The organism is Stygiolobus sp. RP850M (genome assembly GCF_037389295.1).
Taxonomy (GTDB): Archaea; Thermoproteota; Thermoprotei_A; order Sulfolobales; family Sulfolobaceae; genus Stygiolobus.
The window spans coordinates 1-21,197 of record NZ_JBBHKU010000058.1; the positions used below are offsets into that span (position 1 = coordinate 1).

The window sequence follows — 21,197 nt, forward strand, 5'->3', positions numbered from 1 at the left end:
TCATTATAACGTTCTCGTCGTACTTGTGCCAATCCCTCTTGTACTTACTCTTTCCCATGAGTAATACTCGTAATTATTTTTTATAAATTTTTGTATAATTCTGAAGTAGCCCACAAAGCATATTCATAAGGTCTAAGGTAATGATTGCATACTGAGATGGTAATTTTCAGGCAAAAGGATTTTGATAGCTAGTTTAATTCGTGGAGGTCAAGGGACCTACGGAGTGGACCGGCCGGGATTTGAACCCGGGACCTCTCGGTTGCAAGCCGAGCACTCTTCCAGGCTGAGCTACCGGCCCACTTTAACTTGTAACATTTAGTTAGCGGATTTAAGTTTTTCCTCAGGAAATTGTGATAAAGGTAAACGTAAAGGTGCCTGGCATACCATGTTTATTTAACATATACTTATTTTACCATAATTTGTTCACAGTAATTGTGAAATGGGTTCCTTGAGATATCAGTATGATGTGGACCGGCCGGGATTTGAACCCGGGACCTCTCGGTTGCGAGCCGAGCACTCTTCCAGGCTGAGCTACCGGCCCACTTCTACTTTAAAATTACGCTTTAAGTAATTAAAAAGTCAGCACTCCTAAAATCACAATATATAAGGTTCTGGGCCCGCCGGGACTTGAACCCGGGACCACGGCGACCCGAACGCCGCATCCTAGTCCAAGCTAGACCACGGGCCCAATAAGAATATTTCCTCTTCACTTATAGCTTTTACTATGGATTATCTAATTGAAACACTTGCAAAAAGAATCGCCGGGGATATAAGCTGGAGTGAATCCCCTGGAACGTCCATGAGAAAGTGGAGGGAGGCTTTTAACATCTCTCAAGGGGAACTAGCCAGGTATATGGGGATATCCCAATCAGTTATAGCCGATTATGAAAGAGGAAGAAGGAAGCCAGGTATAGACTTTTTAAGGAAATTTGTTAAGGGACTCATAGATATAGATGCCGAAAGGGGGTACAGAGTAATTAACGAATTGATCAAAGGTTACGCACTTATGTTACCCTTTATAGACGACACGGGCGATTTCCAATCCCCGGTTGGTGTAGATGATATAGCCACAGCCTTAGATGGTATAATACCAAATTCATTTATTCCGGAAACAAAGGTTTACGGCTGGGTTATCACGGACAGTATAAGGGCTATAATGAGCCTTAAAGGTCTCGAGTTTTATCAACTCCTTAATTTCATGCTGGGTAGAGTGGTAGTGTTCACTAACGTGAGTTCAGGGAGGTCCCCCCTTATAGCCTTAAAGATCGCCCCTATAAAACCCTCAATTATTGTATTACATAGACCGGTGAAATTAGATCCCTTAGCTCTTCTCTTAGCTGAGAAAGACGGTATAACTCTAATAATATCTATATTAAAAGATCCTAAAGAAATAAGAGAGAGGTTAAGAAGTATATAACTACTACATATACTAAACTAAAATAGTAATTTTTTGTTGTTGTTATTGTCTTTAATTAAAACGAATAAAAGAAAAAGAAAGAAGGAAGAAAAATAGTTATATAATAATAGTTTTATAATATTTAATTTAAGGAAAAAATCTTTTTATTTTCTTAGAATTACTATTGCAACTACTGCTGCTATCACTATTATTACTACGATTATCAAGATAGGTATAAAGTTGGACGAGGGCGACGTAGTTGAAGGAGATGGGACTGTAACAGATGGACTCGTTGATGTCTTAGTCGAGGTGGTATTAGATTGTGTAGTAGTGCTAGTAGTCGAGGTGGTTGTTGTAGTAGAATGTGAGGTGGTTGTTGTAGTTGAAGACGTAGCAGTCGTTGTAGTTGAAGACGTAGAAGTCGATGGAGTAGGTGAAGACGTAACAATAGGTATAACCTTAATCTCTATTTCCGTAGTGTTTGATGCTCCGTTACTGCTAGCCTCTAACTTTAAGGTATAGGTATTAGTACTTGTGAAGTTGTAAGTTATTGTATACAAACCGTTTTTCATAATAACCGGGATCGTAACATTGTTTAGGGTCGCATTTACAGAAACGTTATACGGACTGTTGGTCGTAATTTTAAAACTTAAGTTTAAAGTAGCCCCCTCGTAGATACTTAGTATAGATGAAGGAGTTATAGGTACGGTAGTTCCGTTATTGAGTTTCTCAGAGAGTTGAGTTATGCTAAAGCTCAAATATATCGGAGTTAGGTATATCTTTACAGTCTCGTTTTGGCTGAAGGTTATTACGGTAGAATTACTGATATAGCGGGGAGCACTTACTGTTGCGTTAATTTTAGTCCCTAGCGGTAAAGTAATAGACACTAAACCTTGCGGACTAGTAGTGTAACTACTAATAGGCTGTTTATTACTAATGTTATACAAGGTCACTTTTGCACCAGGTATAGGAACACCACTTGTCGATAGGACTTCAAGGTTCACGGTAGCTACAGATATAGGAGTGGATGGATATGTTGTTGTCACCGTACCTTGAGGGGACTTTATCTGAATAATTGCTTTATAGAATTGCGGTAACTTCAGAGTTATCGATCCGTTAGAGAAAGCCCAAGGAAGGCTGACACCATACACCTCAGCACTATAACTACCAAAGGGTGCTCCAGGTAAGGAATAACTTCCACCGCTGGTGTTAGTTATTGTATAAGTTTGAGTACCACTCATAGTATATACAGTGATCGTATACATATTCTCTTCGTCGAAGGGATAGTTGATTTGTAAATAAGTATATCCGCTGACATTCTGAACCTCTAATGTTACTCCGTTCTCTGAAAACAAAGAAGGTGTAGATAGTGTTGTGGGAATCCCGTAAGATACGTTGACTATTATGAGCCCGTACACATACGCAGCAGGATAAGAAACGTTATTGGAAAAACCCTCATAACCACGGTACAAATAGATGTAGTAAAGACCTTGGGCTATATCCTGCGGTACTGCGAAGATAACACTACCTGTAGTTCCAGATGGAGAAGCTTGGCAGATAACGTCACCGTACCAGTTATTAGCTAGGTTTGACACAAAGTAGGCATATACTTGAGATAAGGAAGACAAGGAGGAAGTCATACTATAGTATACTTTATAGACATGTCCCGGTTGAGCGTTGAACACATAAACGTTGGCACTTCCGTTTAATGTCATCTCTCCATTAATAGCACTACTTACTTGAGTGACATTTACGTAGAAAGTTTCGCCGTTAGCTTGAATTTCATGAAGGCCAGTATTCAAGTTTAGATTGAGCACCTTGTACGAATAAGGTTGTAATGTTGCAGTGGTATATAGTGAGGAGTCTAAGTATACCGGAACTTGTGCGGGGGAGTCCCTACTGTTTACCAGTATTAGTGAGTAAGTCGCACTTCCGGTCGAAGTAGGCAAAACTATTTGCGGTGGGTTCATCCCTTGTGGGTTAACCTGAGTGCCTGGTAATACAGTTATACCGGCAGTTGAATAGCTAGACGTCGTCTGTGCAATTGAGAGTGATATCTGTGAAAAAAGCATTAAAAGTGTTGGTATTAGTAATATGACGCTCAATAATAATCTTCTATTCATGTCAAATTAGATTAGACTAAAAAAGGTAAATAAGTTCTTTGGCAAAAGGTATTATCATCGATTTATTGTAACAAGGTAATATCATTTAAGTACTTAAATTAAAAACTCACAGCACTATATTTAGTCTAAATTTTAATCTAATTTGGGATTATACTTTATAATATCTAGATTAATAATCTAGGAATAAAGATATATCTAAGTGTATGTGGTGTTTTCCTATGTATTATAACTATTTTAGACTGTAACATGTTTACGTAACTACTCGTTATTTTTAATTACTTCTAAATATCGTTTTGACAAGTTACGTTTATTACGTTTATATAATATTACAAATAGTTTTACTAGTGATCTCCCTGACTGATGACGGTCAAAACTCACAAGGATGGGAGTGGTAAAAGTGGATGGGAGAATAGTGGCGTTTCCCTCGACTAGCCCCAATGAATTAAGGGTGACGGTGTGTTATCCCTTGAGAGGAACGCCCATGGCGGAATTAAAAGTAATTAAAAGTAAGGAAAGTTACACCACAGGTAAATACTTCATATATCAGAAACAAATATCGGATAATATTTAATATATTAGAACTAAAATTAAATTTTTGATAGCATAATACTGGTTTTAAGATAGAATTAAAAGCTGTATTTTACCATCTAATCTATACTGTTAAAACTATAAAATTAGGTCTGAAATACCAAACTGTTAGGTGTATACAATCGTATAAAAGAATTTATAAATAGAGAGAACTTCATTCCCTTAGAAGTGATATGAATAGACTGTTAGGTCTAATCCTATCTACGTTATTTATAGCTTCAATTGTAATTGAGGCAAGTCCATTATTAACAACTATAATACCGCAAGCAGCAACACCTTTACCATCTGCTGGACAATTAGGTGCTGTATTCATATCTAGCCTCCAGAACCAGTCGATACAAGCAATTGCATTCGTAGTAAATGTTTCAAACGTTAACTTGACTAACATAAACTCTAATAAATACGATGCGATAACTAATTTGATATTAGCAATATCTAATAACATACAGATATATTTTGAAGAAACTAATGCTCAGAATGGTCAAGCATATATTTCTCCTCAAGAAGTAACGTTACCTCAGAATCTACAGAGTCCAGCTGGCATTAAATACAGCTACTACGTTTATTACGATGCAGCATCCAAGATAGTGTTCTTCCTAGTGGGTGTAGGGTACGCTGGATTAAATAAAACTATCTCTGTAAAAACTCCTGAGTACATACCCATAAACTACTTACAAGGTGTATTACCAAATGTTAGTCAAGGGTATGAATCCGATATATACTATTACAACGCTAGTACAAACAACGTAACTACGTTATCTTCAGCTAAACTGAAGAATTATATAATCGCCATCCCATACAGTATTCTATATTATCCGTCATCCGGTAAGACCGTAGGTCAATCTGTAGGTACCCCCGCTAATGAAATCTGCCAATACTTATCAAACCAGACTACTCTCCAAATTCTTGCAAAGACACAGTCGGCAGAGTTTATTGCCTATGCCACTTTACCAGCCACTACAATAGGTGGAGTTACATTAGGTCCCTCCACTACTAGCCAAATAATAATATTCGGTCCACTCGTATTCGCTACCTCACCATCACAAGCTGGATTCATTAATCCAACTCAAGCTGACGGTTATCTAGGTTCCGCACTAGCTAGTGAATCAACCGTGAAGCCCGTGATATGGGGTAGAGCATTAATCAACTTCACTTTAGTCGACGGTTTACTAGGAGGTAAAGCTGGTCGGTTTACATTCCAGTTAAACTACTCAGTACCAGGCCCAGTGACATTAAGTTTTGCCAGCATGGCATTTATAGCGTCGATCGATAACTACCCCAGTACTTTCATGTTTAATGCGTATAACTTCTCTAACGGATATAGAGAGTTCTTCGGTGTAATAACGTCCAATAACGATACTACAATAGATGGTAATACAATTAATGCTTCTGGTGTATTCTGGGTAAATAAAACATTGTACTACTTATACTTACTAACATTGACACCAGTTAATACGAATAAGAGTGTAGTAGAATATGTATCTAACTTATACTTCCAAACTGCAGAACCTGGAAGTACAACTCCAAATACCACTTATGTAGAAGCATATGTTAAAGGTAAACCTATTCCCGATAATCACACAATACCGGTATATGCTTGGTACATCCCCTATCCGAATAAGCTAACTCTTAGCGGTACATTTAATGGTAAAACCTATACTGTAAATCTAGTAGAACCTACACAGCCAACTTTAAGCTATTACAGTGCTACAATCCAGTTAAAGGCTACAGCTTATGAAGGACTTTGGGTAAGTAATGTCAGTAGTCCCTACTATCAAAGTGCAATATTATCTACTCCACCATCTAGTATAGCCATAGAAGGAACATCTCAGATATCTGCAGTAGGTCACTTCACATCAACTGCGGCATCCGTAAAGGCAACACTGTTTAGTAACGCCACCTTGACCTTCAATAACGTACCAACTAGAGACTACAGTTTTAATGGCTTAATATTAACTCCTGCATATCCCATTATAAACGGAACCACTGCAATGGGATACATGGTATCTGTATACTATCAAGGACCCGCTCTTGGTGAGTATCCATTATATATAGTAGGAACTCAAGAGCCCTTCACAGTTAATACACTACATCGTTATTTGTACTTAGCTGGAATAACTCAGTTACCATATTTCTACTTATTGTTACAAGCTCCTAACGTTCCCGCTGTAGAAAGTTATCAGGTTCCATTAACTCTCGAGTTTGAAGAACAACCTCAGTATGCATATGTCGCATTTGTAGATTTTGGATTATGGACTAATGAGACCAGCGTAACAGTAACAGCATATGACACTCAGGAAGGAGTACTATCGGCTAACCACGGATATTTCTACGGCATGGTAATACCTCCTAGTATAAGTGTTACTCAACCACCGCCATATACTGACTTTATCTGCAATAACTACGTCACAATGACTATATACGATCCTGATGCAATATTAGATCCAGGCTATGTAGGAGGAAGCTTCACTTATGCTATACCGACTAACGGTCTGAACTTTAGCAATAGAAGTGTCCCTGGCCCAGTGATATTCAATTCTAGCTATATATACAGCGTAACTGGAGAATTCGGAAAGAATAGCACATCAACCCGATTGAACATAAGTTATGTGTCAATCTCACAAGTAGCTCCATTTGATCCAACAACAGTAAATGCTACTGTTAATGGTACTACTACTCCGTTATACAGTATTCCGAATTCAAGGACTGATGCTGAGGCATTGCTCTATCTACAATACTATGGTGATAACAATCCGTTAGTAAACTACTACTTCCTACAGTCCAAGAATGCTACCAGTGGATATGGTGTCTATGCAGTTCCTATATATGGCATAGCCGGTCTCAACGTAACATCCATAATTGGTGGAAAGACAAAGATGTACAACGTACTACCTGGTAATATGGCTACTGTAGGTTACATGGAACTGCTACCACAAGCTGCTCCTCTGGGAACACCATTCCCAGGTGCTGCTGAACCCTATTACACAATTAATTTATATGTAAGGTATCAAATAGACGGGTCTGTATTTGAAGGTGTGACAGTTAATGGAACTTATGCTGGACAAGGCCCAGGTATATACTTAGTAGTGCCTAACGGATCCTTCATAGGTAGTGGCTTTAAGTTTGTGTACGAAACTACAGACTATGCAGTATACCACGCCTTCCAGTACACTGGAACATATAAGGTAATAGCTACAATGCAAGTACCTTCAGTTAACTTAACATTCTATTTCAAGGGTAACGTTATACCACTATATGCGACCTCCGCAACTTTAGTATTGTACGAACCATACTATGGCTCTACATTGCCAACATATTTAGCTCTAGGATCAATTAATACCACTACTGGTACTGTAGTAAGTGCGGAGTGGACATCACAGTTATATGACCTAGTAAACGTATTCGCTACAGAGCAACTACTAGGTGAGATGCTATCAATTAACGTAACATATCATAATGGAAGTGTAGTAAGGATAATTCCATCCTACGGCAACTTAACAACACTGTTCGTATCCTTAGATGGACAAGAGCAGACGTATTGTAACGGTACCTTCTACTTCGAGATAAGTATCCCAGGTTTATTGAAGGTATTGAATACAACGATCACTGCATTAAACGGTAGCAACTTGTCTATATCCTATCACGACTACATAACTGGTCAAACTAAGATAGCTACTGCAAAGATCCTAGCTCTAGTAGGTATTATGCCAGTAGCTCAGGAGCCTGGACTAGTAGAGTTCTTCATGACAGCATATCCATTCTACCCGACTCCAACATTTGCTCCACCATGGTTCATAGCTGAGATGGTATATAAGGAGCCGTTCTTGTCACTCTCTGATAAACAATATGCAAGTAGCGCTGTGTCTTCAGAATTGTCTTTAGGAGTTACTAACTTAACAATTGTCACTAACAATACTGTAGGACCTAAGTACAAGGCCATGATATACTACAACGCCACTAGTGGACAGACTGTAGTAGTTAGCGTATACGGACAGAAGACTATGATATCTGGTGACGTAATGCCGACGATACCTGAGACAGCTCCAGGTACTGGAATATTCAACGGTACATTACCGTTCACGATAGTACCTAATAGTACTGTTCCTGCACCAACAGTGAAGACTACTAGCAACACTACCGTATACACTAACGGAAGCCTTGCAATAGTATTAGGTGGTAAACAATATGTACTAGGACCTGCCGGATACTTCCTATTACCTAGCGTACCATATAAGAACATATCAGTAGGATATAATGCAGTAATATACTACACAGTATCTGACCCAGTAGAGAGCCTTAGCGGAATGACCTATATGACTGCCTTGAACTTCACTCCGATAAGACTTGCACCATTCAACTATCCAAATGGTATTATACCCAGTGCTAACAAGTTCACCTACTACTACAACGGATCACTAACCATAACGCCGACTGACCAAGTGATAAAGATATATGTAACTAGCGTATTACCATATCCGTTAGAGTTCTACATAGAAGCACTAGTGTATCCAGCTGGCGACTTTAATGCCACCACTGGAAAGATAATAAACCCAACAGAGATAGCCTATTACTCCTACTCACAAGTAGTAGCTAAGCCGTATCTATACTATACTGCCACTCCACCAGCTGTAAAGAGCTTACTAGTATATGTGCAATTAAACGGTATATCTTCATTACCTGCAGGTAAGTACGTGATAATATTATTCGCAGTACCTTATGCTGGTGGACCTACCATCTCTGAATATCCAGTATCATTGTACTTTACTAACGTAAACATAACTACATAAAGTGGCGGGATTTTGAGTAAAAGTTAAAGTCCTTTTTTATTTATTTATCGAAAATTTCCGAATTATATATGGGTGGTGTAAAAGATGAAAAATCCTATATTAATAACTGGTATAATGTTGGTTTTAGTAGCAGTATCGATGGGGACAGTTTTTAATGCAGCCTACACTAGTAATGGTATAACTTTCTATTCCCCATCTACTAACGGACAAGTCTATCATTATGGTCAGACGTTGTACATTAATGCATCTGCAGGTTCTCAATATGCTAATCAACCGGTAACAATAACTATAACAACTCCATCTGGTGTTAATGTTGACTTGCCTCCAGCTCAAACTAATGCTCAAGGATTTGTAATCGAAACCTTGGGAACGTTTGGACAAGGGCAACTGTCAACACCCGGCACGTATACAATAGCTGTCTCGGTAGAGGCTCCAAGTCCTTTAGGCACTAAAACTGGAGTAATACAAGTTGTGTACACGCCGGCTCAAGCCACTGTTACAATAGAGGTACTAAATGGAGAAACTGGTGTTCCATTAAGTGGAGCTATGGTATATTTATATAACACAACAAATGGTATTCATAAGCTGATTACCGAAGGAACTACTGGAGCTGCTGGTACTGTAACTTTCTCAGTAATATCGTCCAATTACACTCAGACATTTCAAGCAGTAGCGGTATATAGCGGGTTCGTAAATAACTCAGTAACTTTCTCTATCGTGGGTAACCAGAGTGTCACAGAAGTTATAAAACTCTATCCTGCTGTGGTTTCAATAATACCAATTGTGGTAATGCAGAACGGAACAGTTGTTGACGCAGGTAATATTAATGCTCCTTTAACTAGTGTGGTTGTAACCCAAGGTGTACCTGCGTCTATCATTGTTAAAGTGGAATTCGCTGGAATGCCAATTAGCAATGCTACTGTTCAGGCCTCTTCAGCATATCCTTCATTAGTAAAGGTGTTATCGGTATCTCCAATTACAAGTGGTCCATATGCTGGTGACTATAACATAACTATAGAAGCCATGGTAGTTAACACTACTTCAGCACCTTATGAGGTTGTTTTAAGTATTAACGCAAGCTATATGTCCTCAGCCCAATCCGTTTCAGTGTCGGTGCAAGCCTACTACAACTCATTAGCTATCTTACAACACTCCATTGAGCTAATTCAAACAGATATCAATTCACTGTACACGGATATCAAAACATTGAACACAAGTATAACCTCTCTGACTATCTCGTTATCCTCCTTAAACCAGAGTATAACTACAGTGACAAAAGAGGTTAATACATTGAACCAAGAGTTAACCACTGTTAATCAGACAGCAAGTGGATTAAGCGGGACTGTGAATAGCCTAAAGACATCAGTTGATACATTAGGCACTGAGTTATCAAGCCTAAATACTACCGTATCCCAGTTGAAATCTCAGGTAAACGGAATTCTACCTTTAGTATACGGAGGAATAATTGCAGGTATACTTGGTTTAATAGTAGCTATAATAGCTATAGTTCTCGTCTATAGGAAGATAAGTTAAACTTTTTTTAAAAAACTTATTTTACGTTTTTTGATTTTTCTAAACTCTTCTTTTTTAGGCTTTTATGTTATAACGTTGTTTTTCATTCTATCGGAGTAAAATTTATTACGACGTTATTCCAATTATCTAATTGCGGCCGTCGTCTAGTCTGGATTAGGACGCCGGCCTCCCAAGCCGGTAATCCCGGGTTCAAATCCCGGCGGCCGCATAGTGTGGGGATATCCCCCACCCCCATTGCTATTTTTCAATTTCTCGTAAGTTTCGACTACGTCAATTAAAAAACTGACGTAATGCTCCTTTACCTCACCGTTTACCGTTTCCAACTTATAGACATGATACCGACCTTTTCTTTTGCGTAAAATATAATCGCCGAATTTATAACGACGTTGTTTTTCCGTCATTTTCACGCCCCGTATTATAGTTGCCAATTCACGTTTAAAAGCATTGGCAACTCGTCAATATTTGCCGTGATTTGCGTGGAGTTGATAAAAGACGGCAAAGATTCCTCAATAACACAGAACAGCAGTTATGGGACTTTAACGTAACTTAAAGATTTTCATCAGCCCAGGCGGTCCGCCTAAATAACGTTTAACGAACCTGAGGAACGCCTCCACGCTCTTCAGGTTAAGCTCCCCCACCAGCTCCCTGACGACGTTGATCATGATGGTGAAGATCGTGAGGTACCCCTGAAGCCTCTCCCTCCTCCAGAACGAAGAGTCCTCCAGTCCCAAGGCCTTGACATCCCTGTGGAGCTCCTCAATCTCCCACCTCATCCTCCAAGCCTCCTCGATCTCCCCCTCGCTGAGCGAGAGGTCGGTCGTGTAGAGGTACCTAACGTGTGTCCCGGAGTCACTTTTATATTCTTGGACTAGCAATTTTACTGTAGTCACTCGGTCTCCAAGGGTCAGGTCGGCGTAGTAGACTCCGGGGGGTAGGTCCCTCACTCGGAGGTGTCCCTCCACCTCCTCGAGGGTCCCCCGGGCCGACTCGACCCTGAGGAGCCTCCGGTTGGACTTGAGCTCAGACACTACGTTGTCCTTCACGAGCTTCTCCGACCAGTACCACGACTCGAAGACTACTCTGGACACGCGGAAGTACCCCTTGAGCACGTCCAACATCTCCTTGGCCAAGTCGATCTTGGTCTTGAACTCAGTAACCATCCCCAAATCCAACATCTTCCTCACGGCGTAGGGGAAGGCTCCCACCATGAACGCCCTGCCCGTGGATAGGTCCACTATGGCGACCGTGAGGAGTTGTATACCCCTCTCGAATCTCCGGTGGGCGTGGCAGTAGATCCAGTAGTTCCCGTGGGGGCTCACGTCCTTTCCTCTGGAGTACTCCTTGTGGTCTACGGTGTCGTCTATGATGACGGCAACCTCACCCTTCACCAGCCCCGACAGGACCTCTAAGTAGTCTCTCCACGCGTCGTGGAGCTCACCCAACGCCTCCAGCAGGTTTGCGTAGTCTAACCCGAACGTCTCAGCAGCATTCTTCACGCTGGCCCTACCACCTAGCAGGGTCATGAGGACTAGTGCTAACTCGACCTTCCTGCTCCTCCCGTTCCTCCTGATCACGCCCAGGACTTGGTTGACTGCCTTGACCAACCTCTCCTTAGCGTACTCTACTTGTCCCTTCAACATCTTTCAGTAGAACAACGTTGAAAAATAAAAACTTCTCGCTAATACCGACTTCTTGGTATTACCTCCCTAAGATTCCCATAACTGCTGACAGAAATTGAATGCTCATTCTATATCCTCATATAGAACGTTAACTCCATTCTCAAACTCTTCTAACGCTTCTTTCAGCATACACTTCGCTCTTCTTCCTAGTATGCGTACTAATTCCTCACAACTATCGTCGCTTATTACGCCTTTTTCCTTAGCTTTGTAATCCGTCCTCTTAGTATAGCCGACCTTTTGCAGTTCCTCTATCGTCGCTATTTGCAGTAATCGCCTCTTATACTCTACCGGCAAGAACTCACAAACCATTCCATATCCCCAACGTCGATTCAGAAACTAACATCTCACGATCACGCCTACGTATCAGATAATAAACGCCCGGCGGGAATTTCTTATTATTATACACGAAATACCGCCCGTCGCCCTCAACAACGTTGACGCCGTACGATTTTAGTTCGTCATAACTCGTAAGCCAAACCCAACTGACTATTTCATTATCGTCTGTGGGGGATACCCCTAAGACCCCCCAATTCCATTACTTTCTTTCATTTTTTGATACGATTCGACTATGTCGGATAAGGGAACAACGTAACGCTCTTTTATCTCACAGTTCACGTTCTCTAGCTCAAAAACATAATAGAGTTCTTATAATCTTATTTATAGATTTATTCTATCTATAGTTCCTAGCTTATATTGTATTTCTAGAGAAATAACGGATTTACCCTTTCGTTTCCTTCATTTTGACTAAAATTAAAAAATTTTTAATAAAAGGACGATATCAACATCTTATCTAGGTAGTTTAAACTTTAAATAACTAAATACTTTTAATATTTTTTTAGCTCTTATCTATAATTTTTAAAACTTGAGTTTGAATTTCATAATATGGGACATAAATTTACGAGGATCAATACCTATTATGAGGAAATATGAAACCATAAAGTATGATTCTATTCTTATAAACAAATATATAGTGATATTGAGCAAATTAATATCAGCGACCTCTGTTGTTGATCATAAAGGATTATCTTCCGTTGCCTAAACAGCTTGACGGAGAATTTTGGAACATAGAAAGGATAGAGCATATTAGAAAACTTTCCCTAACAGGGAAACCATATAAAATTTTTCCTGACTGGGGTAATTCACTCCGCATTTTAGATAGGGTTAGGTTTAAAAATGAGAAATCTACGCTTCGAGAGAATCCGAGTTCTGACACCTCTACGGAAATAGCAGGAATATACATGTCAGCCCCCTTGTATTTGGGAGATATGTCTTATGGAGCGTTAAGCGGTAATCCTAATATAATAATAGCTAGGGCAGCTGATTATACTCAAACTTTAGCAGGTACTGGTGAGGGTGGGCTTCATCCTGAAGTCGCTAAGTATAAGAGGATATTTGTACAATGGGCTTCGGCAAGATTCGGAGTAGATTACGACGTTCTATCCCATGGGGCTGCTGTTGTAATAAAAATAGGCCAAGGAGCGAAGCCTGGGATAGGTGGGCACTTGCCCGGTAGTAAAGTTACCGAACCTATATCCATGACCAGAAGGATACCGGTGGGTATTGATGCAATTTCTCCAGCTCCGCATCACGATATATATTCAATAGAAGATTTAGGACAGAGGATTGAAGCCCTTAAGGAAGCCACGGGTAAGCCGGTTTTAGTTAAAGTAGCGGCGACTAACTACATTCCCTATATAGTTTCAGGTGTTGCGAGGATGGGTGCTGACGGAGTAATAATAGATGGTCACGGTGCAGGTACAGGTGCTACACCCGTGGTAATAAGGGATAACGTAGGGATTCCAATAGAGTTAGCAGTGTCAATAAGCGACCGCGTACTTAGGGAGCAGGGTATGAGGGATAAGTTTACAATAATTGCTGCAGGTAGGGTAGCTGATGCCACTGATGCGGCAAAATTGATCGCTTTGGGAGCAGATGTTGTTAGTATAGGTACTGGTGCCTTAGTAGCGATGGGCTGTGTAATGGTCCATAAGTGTCATATTGGTTCGTGCCCTTCAGCCTTGACTAATAAGATAGACGGGACTAGGGAACTCGATATGGAGTTCGGCTTTAAGACTCTAAATAATTATATTAGAGGCTTTACATTAGAGTTAGCTAACATACTCGAAAACCTAGGCCTTAACAGTCTGAAGGAATTAAAGAATAGGAGGGATTTATTAGTAGGTAAAGGGTTATCCAGGGAGACGCTTGAAGTTTTAGGAATAGAAGGTGAAGAGGAGGAGTTACCGCCTAAATTAGGTGAGCTTTGGAGCAAGAGGAGGAAAGTGTATCTTCACGAGTTGATAAACAAGGGTGAGCCCGTGATAACAAGCATGGGGAGTACTGCACCGCCTGATGTAGAGAAACCCGCTAGGATCGTTGACTGGCTGAGGTCAGATGGTGCTCAGGTGACCAGACCCTCAATAGATCCCTATAGAGAAGATATTGACACTAGCTTCTATCTGGCCCAAGGGAGGTTCTACATGTCTTTACCTATGATATTTGACGTTACTGATGCTCAGTCTGAAGTGAGGGAAGCTTTGAGTTGGGCGGCTCTAGCTCTAAGCTCTGGAGTTTTCTCATCGGAGACGGACATCAGATACTCAGAAGTTTCTATAACCTCTGATGGTAAAGGAGCTATAACGTGGAGTCAGGATTATAAACCTTTCACTTACGTGTATTTGCCTTCCTCTTCGGAGGCTATAGAAGAGGTAATGGAGTTGAAGGGTGTTCTAGGATTTATATTCGACGAGGATATAGGTAATGAAGATCTAGAAATAGTAATATCACAAGTTGATACTAAGCTCAAAGAGATGGGGGTAAGGAAGAAGTTTGACTTGATAGCGAAGTCCAGTAGGATAAGGGACTCTGGAGACGTATTTAAGTTTGTGGCGTTGGGAGCTGATAGTGTTATAATGACTCATAAGGTATTGGACGTAGCGGTAGGTGAAGGTTCTAGGTCGGGATTAAAGGATAAGGCCTTTAATTTGATAGCAGGGTTTAAGAAGGAGATAGCACTGTTAGCTGGTGCTGCTGGCATATATAGTGTACAGTCCTCCCTAACTGGAAATAGGGAATTGTTGAGGGCTGTTAATCTGAACTCTTACGTGTTGAAAAAACTGAGAGTTAAGGTGGCTGGTTCGTTATGATCCATCCATCGGGTTGTGGTGTTTTAGGCGTATTAAGGAAGAAAAACGCACCGAAGATTAAGGGCGAAGCGGTGGTAAGAGGAATAGAAAGAGTAAGATATAGGGGGAGTGATAGGGGCGCAGGATTTGCAGTATTTGATAAGAGTTCTAATAATAAATATGTGGTTAAGGTGTTCTTTGAGAGGGATCCTTCCCAACTCGAATCCATATTCACGTCTCACGGAATTGAGGTAAAGTCCCGTGAGATCGAGTATATGGATGGGGACGTTTGTGATTGTAAATATGAGATAACGATTTCAGATTTGACTCAGTTAAGGAAGGCCTTTAGAAACATAAACGAGATAATGTGGAAACAAGGTAGGATGGGGAGGATATATAGTATAGGTTCGTCTTTAAAGGTTTATAAGGGGGTAGGATATCCCAGAGATGTAGCAATTACTTACAAGGTAGAAGAGTTAGAAGGAGACTTATGGTTAGCTCATACTAGACAACCTACGAACTCACCCGGCCATTATCCTTATTGGTCTCATCCCTTCTCGTCCTTCAACATAGCAATAGTTCACAATGGTGATGTAAGCTCGTTTGGTGCCAATTTAGAGTTCTTAATGGAGAGAGGATGGGAGGGAATGGTCGGTACTGATAGCGAGGTAATTGCTTTTCTCTTCGAGGAGCTGTTGAGCGAGGGGTTTTCTATTGAAGAGGCTACGAGAATTTTAGTAAATCCCTCAAGGAGGTTTTCGGTGATAAACAAGGAGTTAGACTATTATTACCGTAACGCTAGGCTTGACGGTCCATTCACTGCCGTAATAGGTTACGATTCCGGTGACGACCTTTATTTAATAGCCTTAGCGGATAGGTCTAAGTTCAGGCCTGCTATAATAGGTGAGGACGAGAGTTATTATTATGTTGCAAGTGAAGAAAACGAGATAAGGGAGATAAGTCCTAAGGCTAAGGTCTGGACTTTGAAGCCCGGCTCGTATTTCATTGCTTCTCTTAATAAAGGTGTAATAGAGTACGGGAGGGATGAAGAAGAGAGGAGTTCGTTCTCTCCTCCTCCTATATTTATACCTGAGAAGTACGATATTGACGCTAAGAATGTTAACTATAATGAACTAAACAGATTGATCGCATCGGTGGTAAAGAATGATGGCAAAAAAGAGGTAACTGTGGCTAATGTAATGGGTCACAGGTTTATAGGAATTAGCTTTAAGCGTTTGGGAATTAATGGAGTCAGGGTAAATTTATACGGAGTTGTAGGTAACTCTATGGCTAACTTAAACGAGGATAATGAGTTTTATGTTTATGGGAATGTAGCTGACGACTGTTGCGATACAATGCACGGAGGAAAGGTAGTTATATATGGTGATGCGAGGGACGTTTTGGCTCAAACTTTGCAGAACGGTAAAGTGTTTGTAAAGGGTAATGCTGGGAACAGAGTTGGAATCCAGATGCGTGAGTATAAGGACAGGAGACCTTACCTAGTGATCGGGGGTATGGTGGACGATTATCTCGGGGAGTATATGGCTGGCGGTGTAATAGTAGTTCTGGGGACTAACGTGAGGCGTGAGCCGGTAGGGAATTTCGTAGGAACTGGAATGGTTGGCGGTAGAATATACATTAGGGGTAAGGTTTCCCCGTCTAAAATAGGGTTACAACCACCTAAGGTCGAAGTAGTTAGGTTATTAAAAGCGCTATTACTAGAAAACCTAATCAGTGAGGAAGAGTTCGAGTCTTTACGAGAACGTGAATATATAGAGGTAATGGACTTGCTTAAGGGAAAAGCTAAAGAGTACGCTAAGAGGTTGTTCGAAGAGAAAGTAGGAATACCTGTGTTTGAGCATAGAGAGCTTAGTGAGGCGGAGTATAAAGAGTTGTTACCCGTTTTGCAAGAGTTCTCAAAGGATATGGGTTCTGATTATACTGAAATATTAAAGGAGAAGTTTACGGTAGTAAAAGCTAGGGGTAGTAAATGATTTTTAATTTAAATAGGGTAATTTATTAAAAAAATCCTCTAAATGTTTTTATTCTACATGTTAATGTTTATATAACATCTTTACGTATTAGTATTACGAGTTGTATTTTACTAGAGTGAAAGTTGTAGGTAATTCGGAAACTGCAGAGAAAATTAAGGAGGGGTTAGATGCTTTGGGATATTACGTGTTAAACAGAGGGGAGAATCTGAAAGTAGTGGTAGGACCTATTTCAAGGGCTGTAAAGTATGTTGATTCAAAACCTGTTATTTCAGTATCTGAAAACGGCGAATACGTAGTTCCTTTAACCAATATTGAAAGTGGTGTATCTTTTATCGCTTCAATTATATCAGATATTACAAACGGTACTTTAGTTCTGACATCTAAGACGTCTGAGATGGGTGTTTATAGTGTTCAGGAGTTTTCATGGATAAACGGGTTGTATTGGACTAGGAGAGGAACGTTAAGGGATGTGAATAGGAAGCTGATAGAGAGGGGTAGGGTTTATGTATACTCTTCCGGAATAGATGGGTTGATACTTCCCGAGGGATATGAGAAGGCTGACTTTCCTTGTGACGCCGATATATTGGTAGGGGAGAACAGTTGTAAGGGGCTCACCCTAAAACCATATAAAGTTATAGTAGGTTTGAAGTTTATTCAACCTATCCCAATTGAGGTGATCCTTTACAGTATCAAGTTAACGTTAAAGTCAATTTATCTGAACGAAAAGAGAATTGATGTAATAGTGACGGGAGTAAGAAACAGAATGGTAGAGTCTCTAGCTAAGTTAATAGGTGCTGAAGTAGCTGTGATTGAAGGCGATACGTGTGAATCGTTGTTGTTAAATTACGGGGGTAAGGTTGTTTTAAAAGGTGTTAAGAGAGCTTTAGGTCTCGAAACTTGCTTAGGTGTATTGAAGTTATGAGAAAAGTGTATAATGAGATCCTTGATGAGTTTGTTTCCGTACCCGATAGGATTGAAAGAATTGTAAGCCTCGATCCCGCAACTACAGAAGCACTGTTTATGATGGGGTTAGGAGATAAAATAATAGCTACTGATGCTTTCAGTTACAGACCTGAGGAAGCTAGAAAAAAGCCTAAGATCGGTAGCTATACTCATGTTAATGAGAATTTTCTTGAGGAGAATAAGCCAGATATTATTTTTACGACTACTGGTGCCCAAAAGGAGCTTACTAAGAGATTAATCAATAAGGGATATACTGTTTATCCGTTAGGTGTGACTAACTCGGTGTTCAGGATAATCACTAACGTAGAAATAATCTCGTTAGCAACTGGGGCTAAAGAAAGAGGTAGAGAACTCGCAGGATATTTACTTGATACTCTTGTTAGATACAAAAAGAGGAATGTTCAGAATAGAGTGAATGTTTATGTAGAGTTTGATCTAGGCGGTGTTATAACTCCAGGCTATCCTACTCATGTAAGTGACGCGATTAGTTTAGTAGGCGGCAAGAACATATTCGATGATAAGGACGAGGCTTATTTTACCCCTTGTGATGACGAGGTCTTGTCGAGAGATCCAGATTTGATAATATATGAACCGAAAAGGCTTACGGATTATGAAAAGGAGAGATTTCAAAGAAGGATGAGAGAAAGAGGTTTAGAAGAGTTAGTTAAGAAGAAGAAAGTGGTCTTCACTGTTGGTGACTTTTTAGCTCATCAGGGGCCTAGTTTCATTATTGATGGTATTAAATTCCTTTACGAATCGGTTAATGGATTTAAATGACCGGAAATTAAAGTGGAACTCTTTCCTCTATTTTCTTTTCTTCCCTCTTTCTGGAGTCTGTAATATTTTATCGAGCTTAGTTCCTAATCTCCCACTAAACATTATCTTTATTAAACCTATCCCAGCAATTACTACTCCTATAGCCATTATAAATTCGGTTGCCGTACCCGCTATTGAAGAATAGCTATCGAAGTTTGTCAACTCATATGCAGGTATGACAGCGTAATGAAAAGACACGTATTGAGATACCTGCGTGGGGTTGTTTACTGCAATTATATAACTACCTGGAGAAACCCTAGCGGCTATAAAACCGTTACTGTTGTTTAAGGCTAGAGTTAGGTTACTATAATATACAAAAATATTCACGTTCGTGTTATTAGTTACTACGTATATGGTATTATTTTCAGAGTTACTTGTTATGTTGATAACTTTTTCGGTGGTTACAGGATTAATTTTCAGGTTTACAGTGTGGTTAACAAGTTCGGTATCTAACTTGTGGTAATAGGGTATATAAAAAGGCATCAACAAGTTACCCGCCAGACCTATAACAAAGATCAAAATACCTATTAATACAAATGATAAGTTTTTGTTCATAGGATATCTTGTCCTATACTCAAAATTTAAATTCTTATTTAATTAATGTAAACCTATGACCGGTGTTTACGAAATCTGTTGAGGTATTAGATACTACACTAAGAGATGGAGCACAAACTGCAAATATCTCCTTTACTTTAAACGATAAAATAAGAATAGCCCTCTTGTTAGACGAATTAGGCATAGATTACATAGAAGGGGGTTGGCCGGGTTCAAACCCTAAGGATGAGGAGTTCTTCAAGGAGATAAAGAAGTACAGTTTAACTAAAGCTAAGGTAGCGGCTTTCGGAAGCACGAGAAGAAAGGAATTCCCTGCGAAGGAAGATCCTAGCCTGAATGCCATAATCAAGTCTGATGTTGAAGTTGCTGTCCTTTTCGGAAAGTCCTGGACTCTCCACGTTACAGATGTACTAAAGATAGGTTTAAAGGAAAACCTGGACTTGGTGTACGACAGTATCAGTTACTTAAAATCTCACGGACTAAAGGTAATTTTCGACGCCGAGCACTTCTATCAAGGATATAAGGAAGATAAAGAGTACGCGTTGAGTGTGTTAAAGACCGCCGAAGATGCAGGAGCCGATGTACTTGTGTTAGCAGATACGAACGGAGGGAGTCTGCCTCACGAAGTTTATGCGATAACTGCCGACGTAGTTAAAAACGTGAAGACTAAAGTCGGCTTACACATGCATAATGACTCTGGTTGCGCAGTGGCTAACACCCTAATGGGTGTTCTTGCCGGGGCGAGACACGTTCAAGGTACTATAAACGGTATTGGGGAAAGGACTGGAAACGCCGATCTGATCCAAATAATTCCTAATCTGGCCTTAAAGATGGGTTTAGAGGTCTTGAGAGGAAAAGAAAGTTTGAAGAGGTTAAAAGAGGTATCACGTATAGTCTATGAGATTGCCGGATTGCATCCAAACCCGTATCAGCCTTACGTTGGTGATTTCGCCTTTACTCATAAGGCAGGAGTGCATGCGGACGCAGTGATGAAAGTGAGCAGAGCTTATGAGCATATAGACCCCTCGTTAATAGGAAACACCAGAAGGTTTGTAATATCTGAAGTCTCAGGCTCATCTAACTTGATAACTTATTTAGAGAACGTCGGAATAAAAGTGAATAAGAAAGATCCCAGATTGAGGTCTGCTTTAGCAAAGATAAAAGAACTTGAAAACAAGGGATATAGTTTTGATCTAGCTCCAGCATCGGCGATCCTAATAGCGCTAAAAGAGTTAGGATTATACCAACCACTTATAAAAGTAGACTACTGGAAAGTCATTAACGAGAGGGAATTAGCAATAGCAGTTGTAAAAGTAAACGGACAACTAGAAGTAGCAGAGGGAGTAGGTCCCGTACATGCAGTAGATATAGCCATGAGAAAAGCATTGCAGAAAGTTTATCCTGAAATTGGTAAAGTTAAGCTGACGGATTATAGGGTTATACTCCCCGGAGAGATTAAAAATACAGAGAGTGTGGTAAGGGTCACCATCGAATTTACGGACAACGAGAAGACGTGGAGGACCGAGGGAGTATCTACCAGTGTGATCGAGGCTAGTGTAATGGCGTTAATTGAGGGGTTAGATTATTATTTGCAACTTAATAACAAGAAATTAAAAGTCCCTGAAGTTAATAATTAAC

The 21,197-nt window shown here is 40.1% G+C and carries 13 protein-coding genes, 4 tRNA genes and 2 pseudogenes; 10 read left to right on the top strand and 9 right to left on the bottom strand.

What is annotated here, in order from left to right; translation table 11 throughout:
- Window positions 1-224: 224 nt before the first annotated feature.
- The 3 genes from WIW52_RS07375 to WIW52_RS07385 form a co-directional block, all read right to left on the bottom strand.
- A tRNA-Ala gene (locus WIW52_RS07375) sits at window positions 225-298 on the bottom strand.
- Between the two features lie 169 nt (window positions 299-467).
- Window positions 468-541: transfer RNA gene (locus WIW52_RS07380), tRNA-Ala, on the bottom strand.
- 71 nt (window positions 542-612) lie between these two features.
- Window positions 613-688 (bottom strand) — tRNA-Pro (locus WIW52_RS07385).
- 36 nt (window positions 689-724) lie between these two features.
- Here WIW52_RS07385 and WIW52_RS07390 point away from each other — a divergent pair.
- Entirely contained in the window at window positions 725-1,417 is a 693-nt protein-coding gene (locus WIW52_RS07390; RefSeq protein WP_337709599.1) for a helix-turn-helix domain-containing protein, read from the top strand.
- Window positions 1,418-1,560: 143 nt separating this feature from the next.
- Here the strand turns inward: WIW52_RS07390 and WIW52_RS07395 are convergent, their stop codons facing one another.
- Window positions 1,561-3,519, bottom strand: coding sequence for a hypothetical protein (locus tag WIW52_RS07395; protein ID WP_337709601.1), 1,959 nt, complete (start codon window positions 3,517-3,519; stop codon window positions 1,561-1,563).
- Between the two features lie 397 nt (window positions 3,520-3,916).
- Between WIW52_RS07395 and WIW52_RS07400 the strand changes: the two genes are divergently transcribed.
- The 4 genes from WIW52_RS07400 (at window position 3,917) to WIW52_RS07415 (ending at window position 10,635) form a co-directional block, all read left to right on the top strand.
- The gene (locus WIW52_RS07400; RefSeq protein WP_337709683.1) at window positions 3,917-4,090 is read left to right on the top strand and encodes a hypothetical protein; all 174 of its coding nucleotides are present in this window, start codon (window positions 3,917-3,919) and stop codon (window positions 4,088-4,090) included.
- A gap of 190 nt (window positions 4,091-4,280) precedes the next feature.
- On the top strand, window positions 4,281-8,894 hold the full coding sequence (locus tag WIW52_RS07405; RefSeq protein WP_337709602.1) for a hypothetical protein: 4,614 nt from the start codon (window positions 4,281-4,283) through the stop codon (window positions 8,892-8,894).
- An 84-nt stretch (window positions 8,895-8,978) separates the two neighbouring features.
- On the top strand, window positions 8,979-10,427 hold the full coding sequence (locus tag WIW52_RS07410) for a hypothetical protein (protein ID WP_337709603.1): 1,449 nt from the start codon (window positions 8,979-8,981) through the stop codon (window positions 10,425-10,427).
- Between the two features lie 132 nt (window positions 10,428-10,559).
- Window positions 10,560-10,635: transfer RNA gene (locus WIW52_RS07415), tRNA-Gly, on the top strand.
- A 31-nt stretch (window positions 10,636-10,666) separates the two neighbouring features.
- On the opposite strand, the pseudogene WIW52_RS07420 reads toward WIW52_RS07415, so the two are convergent.
- From WIW52_RS07420 to WIW52_RS07435, 4 genes and pseudogenes are all read right to left on the bottom strand, one after another.
- A pseudogene (locus WIW52_RS07420) lies at window positions 10,667-10,828 on the bottom strand (putative integrase); the annotation flags it as partial.
- 135 nt (window positions 10,829-10,963) lie between these two features.
- Window positions 10,964-12,067: a transposase gene (locus WIW52_RS07425; RefSeq protein ID WP_337709604.1), complete on the bottom strand. Its 1,104-nt coding sequence runs from the start codon at window positions 12,065-12,067 to the stop codon at window positions 10,964-10,966.
- Window positions 12,068-12,169: 102 nt separating this feature from the next.
- A complete protein-coding gene (locus tag WIW52_RS07430; protein ID WP_337709605.1) occupies window positions 12,170-12,415 on the bottom strand; it encodes a hypothetical protein in 246 nt (81 codons plus the stop codon).
- Window positions 12,416-12,622: 207 nt separating this feature from the next.
- Window positions 12,623-12,733: pseudogene (locus tag WIW52_RS07435) on the bottom strand (putative integrase); the annotation flags it as partial.
- A gap of 377 nt (window positions 12,734-13,110) precedes the next feature.
- On the opposite strand from WIW52_RS07435, the gene WIW52_RS07440 reads away from it, so the two are divergent.
- The 4 genes from WIW52_RS07440 (at window position 13,111) to WIW52_RS07455 (ending at window position 18,965) form a co-directional block, all read left to right on the top strand.
- Entirely contained in the window at window positions 13,111-15,252 is a 2,142-nt protein-coding gene (locus tag WIW52_RS07440) for a glutamate synthase-related protein (RefSeq protein WP_337709606.1), read from the top strand.
- Window positions 15,249-17,225 (top strand): class II glutamine amidotransferase, encoded by a 1,977-nt coding sequence (locus WIW52_RS07445; RefSeq protein ID WP_337709608.1) that lies wholly within the window; start codon window positions 15,249-15,251, stop codon window positions 17,223-17,225. Before WIW52_RS07440 ends, WIW52_RS07445 begins: the two co-directional genes overlap by 4 nt.
- A gap of 115 nt (window positions 17,226-17,340) precedes the next feature.
- Window positions 17,341-18,147 carry a hypothetical protein gene (locus tag WIW52_RS07450; protein ID WP_337709610.1) on the top strand — a complete coding sequence of 269 codons (807 nt, stop codon included), beginning with the start codon at window positions 17,341-17,343 and terminating at the stop codon, window positions 18,145-18,147.
- Window positions 18,144-18,965, top strand: coding sequence for an ABC transporter substrate-binding protein (locus WIW52_RS07455; RefSeq protein WP_337703469.1), 822 nt, complete (start codon window positions 18,144-18,146; stop codon window positions 18,963-18,965). Before WIW52_RS07450 ends, WIW52_RS07455 begins: the two co-directional genes overlap by 4 nt.
- 27 nt (window positions 18,966-18,992) lie before the next feature.
- Here WIW52_RS07455 and WIW52_RS07460 read toward each other — a convergent pair whose 3' ends face one another.
- Window positions 18,993-19,559: a hypothetical protein gene (locus WIW52_RS07460; protein WP_337703468.1), complete on the bottom strand. Its 567-nt coding sequence runs from the start codon at window positions 19,557-19,559 to the stop codon at window positions 18,993-18,995.
- Window positions 19,560-19,621: 62 nt separating this feature from the next.
- Between WIW52_RS07460 and cimA the strand changes: the two genes are divergently transcribed.
- Window positions 19,622-21,196 carry a citramalate synthase gene (gene cimA, locus WIW52_RS07465; protein WP_337709612.1) on the top strand — a complete coding sequence of 525 codons (1,575 nt, stop codon included), beginning with the start codon at window positions 19,622-19,624 and terminating at the stop codon, window positions 21,194-21,196.
- Window position 21,197 lies beyond the last annotated feature (1 nt).

Excerpts from the sequence above, each read along its gene's own strand:
- WIW52_RS07390 (WP_337709599.1), top strand. The coding sequence starts at position 725 with ATGGATTATCTAATTGAAACACTTGCAAAAAGAATCGCCGGGGATATA.
- WIW52_RS07395 (WP_337709601.1), bottom strand. The coding sequence starts at position 3,519 with ATGAATAGAAGATTATTATTGAGCGTCATATTACTAATACCAACACTT.
- WIW52_RS07405 (WP_337709602.1), top strand. The coding sequence starts at position 4,281 with ATGAATAGACTGTTAGGTCTAATCCTATCTACGTTATTTATAGCTTCA.
- WIW52_RS07410 (WP_337709603.1), top strand. The coding sequence starts at position 8,979 with ATGAAAAATCCTATATTAATAACTGGTATAATGTTGGTTTTAGTAGCA.
- WIW52_RS07425 (WP_337709604.1), bottom strand. The coding sequence starts at position 12,067 with ATGTTGAAGGGACAAGTAGAGTACGCTAAGGAGAGGTTGGTCAAGGCA.
- WIW52_RS07430 (WP_337709605.1), bottom strand. The coding sequence starts at position 12,415 with ATGGTTTGTGAGTTCTTGCCGGTAGAGTATAAGAGGCGATTACTGCAA.
- WIW52_RS07445 (WP_337709608.1), top strand. The coding sequence starts at position 15,249 with ATGATCCATCCATCGGGTTGTGGTGTTTTAGGCGTATTAAGGAAGAAA.
- WIW52_RS07455 (WP_337703469.1), top strand. The coding sequence starts at position 18,144 with ATGAGAAAAGTGTATAATGAGATCCTTGATGAGTTTGTTTCCGTACCC.
- WIW52_RS07460 (WP_337703468.1), bottom strand. The coding sequence starts at position 19,559 with ATGAACAAAAACTTATCATTTGTATTAATAGGTATTTTGATCTTTGTT.